This window comes from Nonomuraea sp. NPDC049649, assembly GCF_040675175.1.
Taxonomy (GTDB): Bacteria; Actinomycetota; Actinomycetes; order Streptosporangiales; family Streptosporangiaceae; genus Nonomuraea.
Window position 1 is genome coordinate 140,030 of sequence record NZ_JBFAOH010000001.1, and the last position, 16,341, is coordinate 156,370.

Annotated in this window: 9 protein-coding genes; all 9 read left to right on the forward strand. The window is 72.9% G+C overall.

Going from position 1 to position 16,341, the window contains the following annotated elements:
- Nucleotides 1–23 precede the first annotated feature (23 nt).
- The 9 genes from AB0J42_RS00690 (at nucleotide 24) to AB0J42_RS00730 (ending at nucleotide 16,331) form a co-directional block, all read left to right on the forward strand.
- On the forward strand, nucleotides 24–1,493 hold the full coding sequence (locus AB0J42_RS00690) for an AMP-binding protein (protein WP_364286726.1): 1,470 nt from the start codon (nucleotides 24–26) through the stop codon (nucleotides 1,491–1,493).
- 19 nt (nucleotides 1,494–1,512) lie between these two features.
- Nucleotides 1,513–7,713, forward strand: a complete 6,201-nt coding sequence (locus AB0J42_RS00695) for an amino acid adenylation domain-containing protein (RefSeq protein ID WP_364286729.1) — start codon at nucleotides 1,513–1,515, stop codon at nucleotides 7,711–7,713.
- Entirely contained in the window at nucleotides 7,710–12,611 is a 4,902-nt protein-coding gene (locus AB0J42_RS00700; RefSeq protein WP_364286732.1) for an amino acid adenylation domain-containing protein, read from the forward strand. Before AB0J42_RS00695 ends, AB0J42_RS00700 begins: the two co-directional genes overlap by 4 nt.
- Before the next feature lies 1 nt (nucleotide 12,612).
- Nucleotides 12,613–12,816 carry an MbtH family NRPS accessory protein gene (locus tag AB0J42_RS00705; protein ID WP_364286735.1) on the forward strand — a complete coding sequence of 68 codons (204 nt, stop codon included), beginning with the start codon at nucleotides 12,613–12,615 and terminating at the stop codon, nucleotides 12,814–12,816.
- Entirely contained in the window at nucleotides 12,813–13,067 is a 255-nt protein-coding gene (locus AB0J42_RS00710; RefSeq protein ID WP_364286738.1) for an acyl carrier protein, read from the forward strand. The genes AB0J42_RS00705 and AB0J42_RS00710 overlap by 4 nt, the downstream gene beginning before the upstream one ends.
- Nucleotides 13,064–14,419 carry a condensation domain-containing protein gene (locus tag AB0J42_RS00715; RefSeq protein WP_364286741.1) on the forward strand — a complete coding sequence of 452 codons (1,356 nt, stop codon included), beginning with the start codon at nucleotides 13,064–13,066 and terminating at the stop codon, nucleotides 14,417–14,419. The genes AB0J42_RS00710 and AB0J42_RS00715 overlap by 4 nt, the downstream gene beginning before the upstream one ends.
- A gap of 156 nt (nucleotides 14,420–14,575) precedes the next feature.
- Complete coding sequence (locus AB0J42_RS00720; protein ID WP_364286744.1) at nucleotides 14,576–15,439, forward strand: hypothetical protein; 864 nt, start codon at nucleotides 14,576–14,578, stop codon at nucleotides 15,437–15,439.
- Nucleotides 15,418–15,759, forward strand: coding sequence for a hypothetical protein (locus AB0J42_RS00725; RefSeq protein WP_364286747.1), 342 nt, complete (start codon nucleotides 15,418–15,420; stop codon nucleotides 15,757–15,759). The genes AB0J42_RS00720 and AB0J42_RS00725 overlap by 22 nt, the downstream gene beginning before the upstream one ends.
- Nucleotides 15,760–15,794: 35 nt before the next feature.
- The gene (locus AB0J42_RS00730) at nucleotides 15,795–16,331 is read left to right on the forward strand and encodes a flavoprotein (RefSeq protein ID WP_364286750.1); all 537 of its coding nucleotides are present in this window, start codon (nucleotides 15,795–15,797) and stop codon (nucleotides 16,329–16,331) included.
- The last annotated feature ends 10 nt before the right edge of the window (nucleotides 16,332–16,341 follow it).

Below are 16,341 nucleotides of genomic sequence, written 5' to 3' on the forward strand. Positions count from 1 at the left end.
CACCGGATGGTGACGGTGGGCTGTTGCTTCCGGACCTGCTGACGCGTCGCGCCCGGGAGCAGCCGGACAGCCCGGCCCTGGTGGTGGCCGAGGCCGGGACGCTCTCGTTCGGCGCGTGGGACCGGCGGGCCAACGGAGTTGCCCGGGCCCTCATAGAACGCGGCCTGCCGTCCAGCAGCCGGGTCGGGCTGGTGTTCGACGAGCGGGACTGGATGGATCTCGCGGTCGCCTGGTGCGGGGTGATGCGGGCCGGCTGCGTCGCCGTGCCGCTGTCCGCCCGGCTGGCCCCGGCCGAGGTGCGCCACGCGCTGACCGACTGTTCCGTGAGCGCCGTCCTGCACGGGCCCGGCGTCGAGCCGCCGGACGTGGGCGTCTGGCGGGCGACCACAGAGGAGCTCGGCGGGGAAGAGGGCGGCCCGGTGCGGCGGGACGTCGAGCCGGGCGGGCTGGCCCAGATCATCTACACGTCCGGCACCACGGGCCGCGCCAAGGGGGTGGGCGCCACCCACGCCAACCTGGCCTACGGCATCTCCCCCGACCCCAGGCGCCGCGCTCTCCTGCACTCCGAGCACTTCCTGCACGCGTTCCCCATCGGCAGCAACGCGGGACAGACGATGCTCGTCAACTCGCTGGGTTCCCGCCCGGCCGCGCTGACGCTGCCGCGTTTCACTCCGGCCCGGTTCGCGCGGCTGATCGAGTCGTACGGGGCGGGGACGGTCTTCGTGGTGCCCGCGATGGCCATCGAGCTGCTCAACGCCCAGGTCGAGGAGCGGTACGACCTGTCGAGCGTACGGTTGCTCGGCTCGACCGCGGCCAGCCTGCCGCCGGCGGTGGCGGCGGGGATGGCGAAGGCGTTCCCGAAGGCGACGATCGTCAACTACTACACCTCGACCGAGGCGGCCCCGGCGCAGACCACGATGATCGTGGACCCGAAGCGGCCGGCGTCGGTGGGGCGGCCCTCCTCGGGCGCCGCCATCAGGATCGTCGCCGAGGACGGGCGGACCGCGAAGGCCGGGGAGCGGGGCGAGGTCTGGCTGCGCTCGCCCGCCGGCACCCGCTCCTACTACCGCGACCGGCGGCTGAGCGACGACATCTTCCGCGACGGCTGGGTGCGCATGGGGGACGTCGGCTACCTCGACGAGGACGGCTACCTGTACCTCGTCGACCGCGAGAGCGACGTCATCAAGTCCGGCGCGCACAAGGTCTCCACGCTGCAGGTGGAGGCCGCGCTGTACGAGCATCCGTCGGTCGCCGAGGCCGCCGTGGTCGGGATTCCGCACCCGGTGCTGGGCCGGGTCACCGCGGCCGCCGTCGTGACCCGGTCGCCGGTCACGGCCGCCGATCTCCGGACTTTCCTGATGGACCGGCTCGCCAGGCACGAGTTGCCGAGCCGGCTGCTGTTCGTCCCCGAACTGCCGAAGAACCACCTCGGCAAGGTGGTGAAGTCGCGCCTGCGTGACCTGCTCGGGAGACCGGCGGACGACCCCGCTTGATGACAGAGAAAGAGCGCACATGACGCACTGCCAGGAGAGCATTCCGGCCTCGTTCGTACAGCAGGACATGTGGGTCGGCGAGCGCATGGGGGCGGGACTGACCTACCACATGCCGCTCGCCCTCTGGTTCGACGGCGAGCTCGATGTGCCCGCGCTGCTGGGCGCGTGCGCGCGGGTCGCCGCCCGGCATCCGGTGCTCGCCTGCGCGGTCGCGGAGCGCGGCGACGGGCTCCGGCTGGTCCCCGCGGCCGAGCCGGAGGTGACGGTCGCCGAGCTGACCGATCCGTCGCCCGCCGCCCTCGACCGGCTGATCAGGCGGGAGAGCGCGCGGGAGTTCGACCTGGAGAAGGGGCCGCTGGCACGGTTCACGCTCGCCCCGGCGGGGCCGGGGCGGCATCTGCTGCTGTTCGTCGCGCACCATCTGGTCTTCGACGGCATCTCCAAGGACATCCTGGTACGTGACCTCGCCCGGTTCTACGCGGACCCGGGCGGGACGGTGGAGCCGTCGCCGTTCACCTGGCGGGAGCCGGGGCCGGAGATGCTGGCGGAGGCCCGGGAGTTCTGGGCGGGGCGCTGGACGGAACCGGCCGACGTCGTGCTGCCGGGGCAGCGGCGTACCGGCAGGCGGTACGGGCCGGGCGAGGAGATCGACGCCGGGTTCGACCACGAGCTGGGCGCCGCCGCCGCGAAGGCCGCGGCGGCTACCGGCGCGTCCACCTTCGAGGTGCTGCTCGCGGGGGTGCACGCGCTGCTGTTCAGGTACGGCACGGACGACGTGGCGGTCGCGGTCGACGTGACCACGCGCGGCCCCGGCGACCGTGACCAGGTCGGCCCGTTCGTCAGCGAGCTGCCCGTGCTGTCGCGGCCCGGGGTAGGGCAGACGTTCCGCGCGTTCGTACGGGAGCTGCGCGACGAGCTGCGGGCCCTGTACCGGTTCCGCGAGGTGCCGCCCAGGCGGGTGCTGGGCCGGGAGTCCCGCGGCGCCCCCATCCCGGTGTCGCTCAGTTACCGCAGGCGGGAGGACGACCCCGTCTTCCCCGGCTTGACGGTCACCGTGGACCGCATGATGTTCGCCGGAGGTGCGCGGAACCCGCTGCACCTGCAGCTGCTGGACGGCCCCGACGGGCTGGCGCTCTGCGTCCGGTACGACCCGGCGGCCGTGGACCGGGACGTCGCGGCCCGGTTCGCCGACGGCCTGCGCGCCCTGCTGCGCCACGCCGCCGACGATCCGGAGACCCGCCTGGCCGACCTGGACGTCATGCCCGAGGCGGAGTCGCGGCGGATGCTCGTCGAGTGGAACGCCACCGAGGTCGCCTACCCGGCCGGGGCGACGCTGCCGCGTCTCTTCGCCGAGCAGGTGCGGGCCCGCCCGGACGCGTGCGCCGTCACGTCCGGGGAGCGGTCGCTGACCTACGCGGAGCTGGACGCGACGGCGGAGCGGCTGGCCTCCCGGATCCGGCGGGCCGGGATCGGGCGGGGCGAGCTGGTCGCCGTGCACCTGCGGCGGTCCCACCTGCTCCTGGTCTGCCTGCTCGCCGTGCACAAGGCCGGGGCCGCGTACCTGCCGCTCGATCCCGACCACCCCGCGGAACGGCTCGCCATGATCGTGGACGACGCCCGTCCCGGTCTGGTGCTGTCCGAGACCCCGCTGCCGGGCGGGCTACCCGGGCCCGTGCTCCTGGTGGACCCCTCGATCCCGGCGGACGGGGAGCCCTCGTCGGAGGAGCCGGCGTCGCCGGAGGAGACCGCCTACGTGATCTACACCTCGGGGTCGACCGGCCGGCCCAAGGGGGTCGAGCTCGATCACGGCAACCTGGCCAACCTGCTGCTCGCCATGCGCGACCGGCTCGGGTCCGGGCCTGCCGACGCCTGGCTCGCGCTCACCTCGCCCTCGTTCGACATCAGCGCCCTCGAACTGTTCCTGCCGCTGGTCGTCGGCGGCCGGGTCGTGGTCGCGCCTCCCGGCGCGGTGCGGCAGCCGGAGGCGCTGGCCCGGCTGGTCGCCGAGCAGGGCGTCACGCACGTGCAGGCCACGCCGTCGGTGTGGCGGCTGCTGCTGCCCGGCGGCATGTCCGGGGTGACCGCCCTGACGGGTGGAGAGGCGCTGCCGCCCCAGCTCGCGGACGAGTTACGAGCGCGCTGCGACCGGGTCGTCAACGTGTACGGGCCGACCGAGACGACGATCTGGAGCACGTACGGCGAGCTGGGCGCGCCCGGTGAGCCGATCACGATCGGCCGGCCCCTCGCCAACACCCAGATCTACCTGCTCGACGAGGCGTCGCGGCCGGTTCCGCCCGGCGTCGCGGGCGAGCTGTGCATCGGCGGGGCCGGGGTGGCGCGGGGCTACCGGGGCATGCCGGCACGCACGGCCGACCGTTTCGTCCCCGATCCTTACGGTCCTCCGGGGGCGCGGCTGTACCGTACGGGCGACCTGGCCCGTTACCGGCCGGACGGCGAGATCGAGTTCATCGGCCGCGAGGACGGGCAGATCAAGCTGCTCGGCCACCGGATCGAGCTCGGCGAGATCGAGACGCGGCTGCTGGAGCACCCCCAGGTCGGCGAGGCGGCGGTGCTCCTCCGGGACGCCGACCGCCTGATCGCGTACGTCGTCCCCGCGCCGGGCGCGGCCGCCCCCGAGGCCGGCGACCTGGCCGCCCACCTGGCCAGGACCCTGCCCGCCCCCACGCTGCCCAGCGCCTACGTCGTGCTGGACGCCCTGCCGCTGAACCCGATCGGCAAGCTGGACCGCGCCGCACTCCCCGAGCCCGCCCCGTCCGCGATCCCGGTCCCCGGCTCGGGCTCGGTCTCGGCCGGCGGGGCGCTGGTCGAGGAGGTGCGGCGGATCTGGTGCGAGGTGCTGGAACTGGACGACGTCGGCGTCGACGACGACCTGTTCGACCTCGGCGGGCACTCGCTCACCATCGCGCAGATCTCGGCCCGGATCCGGGACAGCCTCGGCGTGGACGTGTCGCTGGACGCGTTCTTCGACGACCCGACCATCGAGGGGAACGTCGGCGAGATCGTCCGGCTGCGCGGGGAGGGCGAAGAGGACGACCAGCCGGAGATCCGGCCCCGTCCGGAGGGGGTCGACCCGCCGCTGTCGTTCGCACAGGAACGGCTCTGGTTCCTGCAGCGGTTCGATCCGGGCGACGCCTCGTACAACATGTTCCTGTCGCTGCGGCTGCGGGGCGAGCTGGACACGGTCGCGCTGCAGGAGTCGCTGGACGCGGTGGTGGCCCGGCACGAGAGCCTGCGCACGTCGTTCGCCGACGTGGACGGCCGGCCGGTCGCGGTCGTCCATCCGCCCGCACCGGTGTCGTGCGAACGCCTCGATCTGGAGGGCTCGCCCGACCCGGAGGAGGAGGCGCTGCGGCTGGTCGCCGACCGGACGAACGCGCCGTTCGACCTGGCCGGGACGCCGCCCCTGCGGGTCAGCCTGCTCAGGCTCGGGCCGGACGACCACGTGCTCTGCTTCGTGCTGCACCACATCATCGCGGACGGGACGTCGCTCGGAATCCTCTTCGACGACCTGTTCGCCCTGTACGTGGCCCGCACGCGGGGCGGTGAGGCGGATCTCGCGCCGCTCCGGGTGCAGTACGGCGACATCGCGCTGTGGCAGCGGGAGCGGGACTCCGGCGAGGCGGCCGAGGAGGCGCTGGCCTACTGGCGTGAGCAGCTCGCCGACCCGCCCGTGCTCGACCTGCCCGCCGACCTGCCGGGCGGGGAGCGGCCGGAGGGCGCGTTCCACTCGTTCCTGCTGCCCGCGGAGCTGGTGTCGCGGCTGGAGCGGCTGGGGCAGGAGCAGAACGCGTCGCTGTTCATGGTGCTGGCCGCCGCCTACCAGGTGCTGCTGGCCCGGCACACGGGGCAGGACGACATCCTGGTCGGCACGCCGTGGGCGAGCCGGGAGCGGACGGAGCTGGAACCGGTCATCGGGTACCTCACCGACACGCTGGTCCTGCGCGGCGACCTCTCGGGGGACCCGCTCTTCTCCGACCTGCTCGACGCGGCCCGCCGCTCCGTGCTCGACGCGCACGCCCACCGGGCCGTGCCGTTCGAACGGCTCATCGGCGAGCTGGGCGTGCCGCGCGACCTGCGCCGCAACCCGCTGCTGGCCACCATGGTCATCCTGCACAGCCAGGCGGGCGAGGGGACGCCGCCGGAGCGGGTCGGCGACCTCGGGGTGAAGCTGTTCGACGGCGGGTACCGCCAGACGAAGTTCGACCTGTCGCTGGAGGCCTGGCGCAACGAGCAGGGGCTGCTCGCGGTGCTCGGGTACGACGCCACCCTCTATCGCGCGGCCACCGTGGAGGGGCTGGCCGCCCGGTTCGAGGTGCTGCTCCAGGCCATCGCCGACGACCCCGACACCCGGATCTCGCGGCTGCCCCTGCTGACGGAGGCCGACACGGCCGTCCTGGCGGGCTCCCCCGCGGCGCGCGGCGACGCGGAGACGGTGCCCGCGCTCATCGAGCGGGCCGTCGCCGCGACCCCCGACGCCCCGGCGCTGCTGTGGGGCGACGAGTCGATGAGCTACGCGCAGCTCGACGCCAGGGTGGCGGTGCTCGCGGCGGCCCTGCGGCGGCGCGGTGTCACGGACGGGTGCGTGGTCGGCGTCTGCCTGCCGCGCTCGGCCGAGGCCGTGGTGGCGTTGCTGGCCGTGTGGCGGGCCGGGGGCGCGTACCTGCCCCTCGATCCGGACTATCCGGACGAACGACTCGCCTTCCTGATCGAGGACAGCGCCGCGCGCCTGGTGGTGACCGACGCCCGGCTCGCGCCGCGGCTGCCGCAGGAGACGGTCGTGCTCGTCCCCTCCGGCGGGTCCGACCAGCGGTGGTCCGGCGGCTGGAGCCCGGTCGAGCCCGGCGACCCGGCGTACGTCATCTACACGTCCGGATCGACGGGCCGGCCGAAGGGCGTGCTGGTCGAGCACGGCAGCCTGGCGGCGCGCGTCCGCTGGATGCGGGAGGCGTACGGCCTCGGGCCGGACGACCGGATCCCGCAGTTCGCCTCGCTCAGCTTCGACGCCCACGTCGAGGAGCTGTACCCGGCGCTGACGGCGGGCGCGGGCCTGCTGCTCCTGCCCGGCGGCGGCGCGTCCCTGCCGGACGCGCTGCGCACCCCGGCCGGCCGGCAGGTCACCGTGCTGGACCTGCCCACCGCCTACTGGCACCGGCTCACCGAGGCGCTGGACGACGTGACCTGGCCGGAGCCGCTGCGGCTGGTGATCCTCGGCGGGGAGCAAGCGCACGCGGCGGCGGTGGCCCGGTGGCGGGAGAAGTTCGGCGACCGGGTCCGGCTGGTCAACACCTACGGGCCTACGGAGGCCACCGTCATCGCCACGGCCGCCGACCTGGGCGAGGCGGACGCCGTACACCGCCCGCCCATCGGCAGGCCGATCGGCGGCACGACCGCGCACGTCCTCGGCCCGCACGGCGAGCCCGTGCCGCTGGGCTTCCCCGGCGAGCTGTGCCTGGGCGGAGAGGGGCTGGCGCGGGGCTACCTGGGGCGCCCGGCGCTGACCGCCGACCGGTTCGTCCCCGACCCGTACGGCCCGCCGGGATCGCGGCTCTACCGTACGGGCGACCGGGTGCGACTGCGGCCGGACGGGATGCTGGAGTTCCTCGGCCGGTTCGACACCCAGGTGAAGGTCCGCGGCTTCCGGGTGGAGCCGGGTGAGGTGGAGGCCGCCCTGCTGACCCATCCGGGTGTCCGCCAGGCGGTGGTGACGGCGGACGGGGAGCGGCTGGCCGCGTACGTGGTCGGCCCGGCCGGGCCGGACGAGCTGCGGGCGCATCTGGCCGCGCTCCTGCCCGCCCACCTGGTGCCCGCGGCCTGGGTGAGCCTGCCGGCGCTGCCGCTCACGATCACCGGCAAGGTGGACGTGGCGGCCCTGCCCGCGCCCGGCCCCGGCCTCGGCGCGGAGTTCGTGGCGCCGCGCACGGACGCCGAGGCGCTCGTGGCCACGGTCTGGGGCGAGCTGCTGGGCGTCGAGCAGGTCGGCGTCCACGACGACTTCTTCGCCCTGGGCGGCCATTCGCTGCTGGCGACCCGGGTCGCGGCCCTGCTGCGTAACGCGATCGACACGGAGGTGCCCATCCGCACGCTCTTCGACCACCCGACCGTCGCCGGGCTCGCGGCAGCGGTCGAGAGGCTGGTGATCGAGGAGCTTTCCTCGCTCACCGAAGCCGAGGCGGCACGGCTGCTGGAGGTGGAGAAGTGACCGAGTCCGAGGCGCTGTCCGCCACCAAACAGGCGCTGCTGGCGCAGCGGCTGCGGCGCGGGACGGCGGCACCGCGGCGCACCATCCCCTCGCGGCCCGGCGGCGAGCAGCCGCCGCTGTCGCACGCGCAGGAGCGGCTCTGGTTCCTGGAGCAGTTCACGCCGGGCACCACCCAGCTCACCATCCCGATCAGGCTCCGGCTGCGCGGCCCGCTGGACGCCGCCGCACTCGCCGCCGCGCTCGACGCCACCGTGGCCGGGCACGACGCGCTGCGCATGCGTTTCCCCGACACCGGGGACGGCCGGCCGCGCGTGGTCCTCGCCGACGACGCCACGCTCCCGCTGACCGTGCGCGACGCGCCCGACGAGGCCGCCGCGCGGGCGCTGGCCGAAGAGTTCCTGGCCGTCCCGTTCGACCTGACGGCGGGCCCGGTGGCGCGGGCGCTGCTGGTGCGGCTGGGCGAGGACGACCACGTCCTGGTGGTCGCGGTGCACCACATCGCCGCCGACGGCTGGTCGGCCGACGTGCTGCTGCGCGAGGTCTTCGCCCGCTACGACGGCCGCGCGCCGGCCACCCCGCAGGTGGGGTACGGCGACTACGCGGCCTGGCAGCGCGGCCTGCCCCCTTCCCGGCGCGACCTGGACTTCTGGCGGGACAAGCTGGCCGGGCTGGAACCGCTGGACCTGCCGGCCGACCGGCCCCGCCCGCCGGAACGCACCTACACCGGCGCCGCCCACACGTTCTCCCTCGACCCGGGGACGGCCGCCGGGCTGGCACGGCTCGGGCGCGAGCACCGGGCCACGCCGTACATGGTCATGCTGTCCGCGCTCACCGCGCTGCTCGGCCGGTACGCGGGCGTCGAGGACGTCGCCGTGGGCTCGCCGGTGGCCGGCCGCCAGGTCCCGGAGCTGGACGGCGTGATCGGCTGCTTCGTGAACATGCTGACGATGCGGGTGGACCTGACGGGCGACCCGACGTTCGCCGAGCTGGTCGATCGGGTGCGCGACGTCGTCCTGGACGCCTTCGCCCACCAGGACCTGCCGTTCGAGCAGCTCGTCTCGGAGCTGGACCTGCCGCGCGACGTGTCCAGGTCGCCGCTGTTCGGCGTCCTGTTCGCGATGCAGAACTACCGCCACGAGGCCGTCGACCCGCCCGCCGGGCTGACCGTGGACGACTTCCCGGTGGACGCCTGGGCGACCCGGTACGACCTGGAGCTGTACGTCGGCGACGACTCGGGCGGGATGTTCGTCTACAACACGGACCTGTTCGAGGCCGGCACCGTGGAACGCCTCGCCGGTCACCTGTGCGCGCTGCTGGACCGGGTCGCCGCCGAGCCGGACCTGCGGCTCTCGCGGATCGACCTGCTCAGCGAGGAGGAACGCCGCCTCGTCCTGGACGGGTGGAACGACACCGCCGCCGACTACCCCGGCGAGGCCACGCTCCACGGTCCCATCGAGGCGCAGGCCGCCCGGACACCCAACGCGGTCGCGGTGCGCTTCGAAGGGCGGGCGCTCACGTACCGCGAGCTGGACGCGGCGGCGGACCGGATCGCCCACACCCTGCGCGGCCACGGCGTGGGGCCCGGGTCGGTGGTCGCCGTGTGCGCCGAACGCTCGCTGGAGCTGCTGCCGGGCCTGCTCGGCGTGCTCAAGGCGGGCGCGGCGTACCTGCCGGTGGACCCCGGCTATCCGCCCGACCGGGTGGCGTTCATGCTGGCGGACGCCGCGCCGCCCGTGCTGCTCACCCAGCGGGCGATCCGCCCGGACCTGCCGGAGACCAGCGCGACCGTCCTGGACCTGGACGATCCGGACGTCTGGACCGGCGCTCCCGGCCCGCTCCCCGAGGTGCGGCCCGACGACGTCGCCTACGTCATCTACACCTCCGGCTCCACCGGCCAGCCCAAGGGCGTGCCGAACACGCACGGCGCCATCGCCAACCGGCTCGACTGGATGCAGGAACGGTACGGGCTGGACGAGACGGACGTGGTGGCGCAGAAGACGCCGCTGAGCTTCGACGTGTCGCTGTGGGAGCTGTTCTGGCCGCTTCGCTCCGGGGCGCGGCTGGTCCTGGCGACGCCGGGCGGCCACAAGGACGCCGCCTACCTGCGCAGGTTCATCACGAACGAAGGCGTGACCACCGCCCATTTCGTCCCGTCGATGCTGGCCGTCTTCCTCGCCGAGAACAGCACGGATGCGGGCTGCGGCTCTTTGCGGCGGATCATCTGCTCGGGCGAGGAACTGCCCGCCGACCTGGCCCGCCGGTGCGTCGCGACGCTCCCCGCCGCCGAACTGCACAACCTGTACGGGCCGACCGAGGCGGCGGTGGACGTGTCGGCCTGGCACTGCCTGCCCGAGACCCTCGCCTCGGCGGCCCGCGTCCCCATCGGCACGCCCATCGCCAACACTTCCCTGTACGTGCTGGACGCCGCCATGTCCCCGGTGCCGATCGGGGAGCCCGGCGAGCTGTACATCGGGGGCGCGGGCCTGGCCTGGGGGTACCTGAACCGTCCCGCCCTCACGGCGGAGCGTTTCGTACCGGACCCGTACGGCCCGCCGGGATCGCGGCTCTACCGCACCGGCGACCTGGTCCGGCGCCGCGCCGACGGGGTCCTGGAGTTCCTGGGGCGGCTGGACTCCCAGGTCAAGCTGCGCGGCCTGCGCATCGAGCTGGGCGAGATCGAAGCCGCCCTGCGCGCCCTGCCCGCCGTCGGCGACGCCGCCGTGATCGTACGAGACGACCGCCTGGTCGCGTACGTCACCCCGGACGGCGGCACGGACGACCTGGAGCAGGCCCTGGACCACGGCGCGCTCCGGGCCGAGCTGAAGAAGACGCTGCCCGACTACATGGTCCCCGCGGCCTACGTCACGCTCGCGTCCCTGCCGCTGAGCCCGAACGGCAAGCTGGACCGCCGCCGGCTGCCCGCGCCCGTGGCCTCCAGGGACGCCTCGGTCGAGTTCATCGCCCCGGACACGCCCACGGAACGGGCGCTGGCCGCGATCTGGAGCGAGCTGCTGGAGGTCGAGGGGGTCGGCGTCGACGACGACTTCTTCGACCTCGGCGGCCACTCGCTGCTCGCGACCCAGGTGGTGGCCCGGCTGCGCCAGGAGCTCTCCGAGGTCGAGCGGCTCCGCAGCGACCAGCGCTGGGTCAACTGGCTGATCTCGCAGGGCCTGGCCCTGAACGACCTCGAACCCGAGCATGCCCGCCGCATCGTCCGGAACATGCGCCGCGACTCGCGGGACGCGGAGGACTACTACACCCGCCTGTTCGAGTCGGGCACGCGGCGGCTGCGCGCCCCGGTGATCAGCGTCGTGGGCACCGAGGACCCGGCGACGGACTACTACCAGGAACGCTTCCGCGAATGGCACTTCCTGACCTCGGTGTCGGCGGTGGTGGTGCTCGCGGAAGCCGGCCACTTCTTCCTGAAATATCGGGCGCAAGAGCTGGCCCAGATCGTCACCACCGTCCACCGGAACCTGGAGAAACCGGAAGAGCCGGAACGAGGCGGTGACCGCACCTGGTGGCTGCACGACGTGTCGCACTCCGACACGCTGCCCGCGCCCTCCGGAGTGCGGCCCGGCATCCCGCGCTTCCTCGCCGTCGCGCTGAGCCAGCTCGTGACCATGACGGGGGCGGCGCTGACCGAGTTCGCCGTACCCCTGTGGATCTACACCACGACCGGGTCGGTGGCGAAGTTCGCCCTGATGGCGGTCGTCGGCCTGGTGCCGGGGATGCTCGTCGCGCCGATCGCCGGGGCGATCATCGACAGGGCGAACCGGCGGCGGGTGATGATGGCGGGCAACGCCGCCGCGTTCACGATCCAGCTCGCGTTCGGCATCCTGCTGTGGACGGACAACCTGTCCGTGGAGATGATCTATCCGCTGCTGGGCTGCCTGTCCATCGCGCTCACGTTCCAGCGGCTCGCCTACTTCTCGGCCGTGCCGCAGCTCGTGCCCAAGCACTATCTCGGCCACGCCGTCGGCATCACCCAGCTCGGCAACGGCACCGCCCAGCTCCTGGTGCCCATCTTCGCCGTCGGCCTGCTGTCCACCATCGGGCTGGGCGGCATCCTGCTGCTCGACATCGCCGGCTACGCGATCGCCCTCGTCATCCTGCTGGTGGTGCGGTTCCCCGCCTCCATGCCCTGGCGGCGCCGCGAGTCGATCAAGGACGAGATCCTGGGCGGGCTGCGGTACTCGCTGGGGCACCGCGGGTTCATCGCCATGCTGCTGTTCTTCGTCGTGCTGAACGTGTTCCTCGCGCCGCTGCTGCTCATGTTCTCGCCGCTGGTGCTCGCCTTCTCCGGGCTCACCGAGGTCGGCAGGATCGCCTTCCTGGCGGGCGCCGGGACGCTCATCGGCGCGCTCATCATGACCGTCTGGGGCGGCCCGCGACAGCTGCGCCTGCGCGGGGTGCTGCTGTGCACCCTCGTCGTGGGCGTCTGCTGCCTGCTCACCGGCGTCCGCGCCGACCTGTTCGTGATCGCCGCCGGCGTGTGCGGCATCACGCTCTGGATGACGGTGCTGAACGGCATCTACACCACGATCGTGCAGGTCAAGGTGCCGCAGCGGTTCCACGGCCGGGTGTTCGCGATGAACACGCTCATCGCCTGGTCCACGCTGCCCATCGGCTACGGGCTCGTCGCCCCCTACGCCGCCGCGGTGCTCGACCCGCTGCTGATGGAGGGCGGCGCGCTCGCCTCCACCGTCGGCGCGCTCATCGGCACCGGGCCCGGCCGCGGCATCGGCTTCATGTACGTGCTCTTCGGCCTCGTCATCATGGCGATCGCGCTGATCGCCATGCGTGTCCCCGCACTGGCCCGCTTCGACCGCGAGGTCCCCGACGCCGTCGCCGACGACCTGGTCGGCGTACAAGCTCTGCGATCCAAGGAGAAATGACATGACCGGACGACACCAGGTGGTCGTCAACGACGAAGAGCAGTACTCGCTGCTCCCCATCGGCCAGCGGCCCCCCGACGGCTGGCGGGCCACCGGCTTCACCGGCGAGCGGCAGGAGTGCCTGGACCACATCGAGGAGATCTGGACGGACATGCGGCCCCGCAGCGTGCGGCTCCGCCAGGACGCCGACGGGGGCGCCCGGTGAAGAACGACCTGGAACACCGGCTGGCCGACCTGGTGGCCGCCGTGTCCGGCGGCGAGATCAGCCCCGAGGACGCGCTCTCCGGCGATCACTCGCTGGCGGCGCTGGGCCTGAGCTCGCTGGCCTGGATCCGGCTCATCGACACGATCGAGGAGACCTTCGGAGTGGATGTGGACCTCGGCGGCGACCTGTCCGCCCTCGACCGCGTGGACGCCCTCGCCGCCCACGTGTCCGGCCTGCTGGACAGCCGATGAAGGTGCCCTTCAGCGGGACGCGGGAAGGCGAGGCGCCGCTGACCTGGGGACAGCGGCTGATGTGGCGGGCCGTGCACCTCATGGGGCCCAGCCAGTCCTTCCTCAACTGCCCCTGGGTGCTCCCGGTCTACGGAAAACGCGACCTCTCGTCCGTACTGAACGCGCTGGGCCGGATGCTCGAACGCCACGAAGGCCTGCGCACCACCTTCCACGACACCCCGCACGGCCCGGTGCAGCGGGTGGCGCGCAGCGGCGAGCTGACCGTGGAGCTGGCGCAGGCAGGCCCGGAAGGGCCGCTGGGCACCGCCAATCGCATCGCCGCCGAACTGGGCACCACGGTCTTCGCCCATGGCGAGGACCTGCCGCTGCGCTGCGTCGTCGTCCTCTCCGGCGACAGGCCGCGGGCCCTGGCGCTCGTCTTCTCCCACCTGGCGGTGGACTACCAGGCGCTGAGCCTGGTGTCCGCCGAATGGCGGGCGCTGCTGCGAGGCGACGACCTGCCGCCGCCTGAATGGCAGCCGATGGAGCAGGCGGCGCTGGAGGGCGAGGGGTCGTTCCTCGAGCGCTCGCGGCGGTCGATCCGCTACTGGCGCTCCGTGCTCGAAACCGTCCCGCTGGACGTGTTCGACCACCCGCCCGGCGAGCCCGAGGAGCAGCGGTTCATCGAGGTCGGCATGGAGTCGGTGGCGCTCGCGGTGGCGGCCGAGCGGCTGGCCGAACGCCTGAAGATCAGCACGACCAGCGTCGTCATCGCCGCCTGCGCCACCGTCCTGGCCGTCGTGAGCGGACGGCCGCGGGCCGTCATGCAACTCGTCCACAGCAACCGGCGCGACCCCCGCACCCAGTCTCTCGTCGCCACCGTCGGCCAGGACGGCCTGCTCGTGCTCGACCTGCCCGACACCGGCTTCACCGACACCTGCCTGGCCACCCACCGCAGCGCCCTCCTCGCCTACCGCAACGCCCACTACGACCCGTTCGAGATGCAGGCCATGCGCGAGGAGATCGGCCGCATCAGAGGCAGGGAACCGGACCTGGACGCCTTCTTCAACGACAGGCGAGGCGACGGCACCTGGCCGAACCTGCCCCGCCTCTCCCCTGACCAGGACCTCACCCCGCTCACGGCGAAAACCCACACCTACGTGACGAACGCCTGGCCCGGAGTCCGCTTCAAGGTCTTCTTCACCCTGGGGACCGCCCCGGACACCGGGCAGCTCAGCCTCATCATCGACACCGCGTACCTGTCCAGGGAGACGGCCCGGGCCATGCTGCTCGCCGTCGAAACCCTGCTGGTCCGCAGCCTCACCCAGGACGTCCCGATCGCCGCGGTGAGAGACCTCACCCCGGTGACGTAGCGGAAGCCCGGCCCTGCTGCTCACAGGGCCGGTATTCCAGCGGGTTTCCCGGGATCGCGCAGGTGGGCGGCCACTGGCTGGGATTCGCCCGACAACCTGGACGTTCTGGGGCAAGCTGTCGGGCTCGCGCTCGAACTGCGGCATCGTGAGTACGCCGTGGGCCGGTACTCCCTGGACCTGCTGCTCAACGACACCCGAGGGCGGGTCGTCCTGGTCGAAAACCAACTCGAGCAGACCGACCACGTACACCTGGGCCAGGTTCTCACGTACTGCGCCGGTACCCAGGCCGAGGTCGTGATCTGGATCGCTCAGAGCATGACCGAAGAGCACGCCGCGGCGCTGGAGTGGCTCAACTCCAACACCGTGTCCGGGATCGAGTTCTTCGGCGTGGAGGTCGAGGTGCTCCGGATCGGCGGCTCCGCTCCCGCCCCGAACTTCAGGGTCGTGGTCAAGCCCAACACCTACACCAAGGGCAGTCACGGCAGCCGGGCGCGGGTCACCACGTGGACGTGGGAGGCGTACGTCGAGGAATTGCGGGTCCCGGCTGCCCGGGCCGAGGTCGGCAGGCTCCTCCTGGACGCCGTCGTCAACGAGATCGAGGAGCGCGGGCTCGCCTGGCAGCCGGTCATGAACAAGGGGTACGTCGCCATCCAGCGCTCCGGCGGCTACAACGCACTGGTGATCGACGTGTACTGGAACAAGGCACCGCGGCTGGCCGCCAAGCTGCCCGCTTCTCCTGACGAGCTCGGCCTCGCCAACCCCTACCCGCACCTGCAGCAGATCTGGACCCCCGCCGAGCGCGAGTGGGGCTGGACGATCCCACCGGGGACCAAACCGCCTGACCTCCGCCCGCTCTTCGACCTCGTACTGCCCTTCCAGCCCACCAGCGGCCCGATGCCCGCTCTTCGCAACTCCTTCCTTCGGGAGAGGAAGCCTGAGACGGGTCTCCGGCGTGGAGGAGAGTACGGACAAACCAGGACTCTGGGTAGAGTGCGATCATGGGCGTCGACGCGACTCTGATGCGAGTGGAACAGCGTGGGACGAGCCCGGAACGCAAGCGGCTCACCCCCATGGCCACCGCGCTGGATCGCCATGACGCGTTCGTGCGCCTCGTCGACCAGATCCGGGGGCGCAGCACGAGTCCCATGCTGGAAAGGGTCGACCCGTACAGGAGTCTGATCCTCACATCGGTGGACATGCCGCAGTTCCTGCATGAGCTGGCCGAACTCCGCCCTCTTGCCAGGACGGCCGAGGACCTTCGGGTGCTGCAGGAGTTCGAGGATCTGGCACGAGAGTGCGCGGCGGACCCGACGCTGCAGCTTCATCTCGACGGAGACTGACATCCTGGCAACAGCGCAACCGTAGGAGGCATCGCGTGCCCGGACCCGGCGAAGTCCTGTACATCATCGTCTGCGCCGCAGGACCGGCCTCCGACGTGGGACGCCTCGTCACCCTCGCCCAGGACGCCGGCTGGACCGTCCAGATCGTCGCCACCCCGTCGGCGCTCGACTTCATCGACACCGCCGCCCTGGAGAAGCAGACCGGCCGCCCCGTCCGAAGCCGGTACCGCAAACCCCACGAACCCAAGTCACCCCGCGCCGACGCCGTCATCGTCGCCCCGGCCACCTACAACACGATCAACAAGTTCGCCCAGGGCATCGCCGACACCTACGCCCTCGGCGTCCTCGCCGAAGCCCCCGGCCTCGGCATCCCCGTCGTGATCCTGCCCTACGTCAACACCGCCCTGGCCGCACGCGTCCCCTTCAGACGCAGCGTCGACCGGCTCCGCGCCGAGGGCGTGCGCGTCCTGCTCGGCCCCGGCCAGTTCGAGCCGCACCCGCCGGCCTCTGAACGCATCGGCGCCTATCCGTGGCCGCTGACCCTGGACTATCTGGCCGACAGCTCCCACTAGAAACGACTCC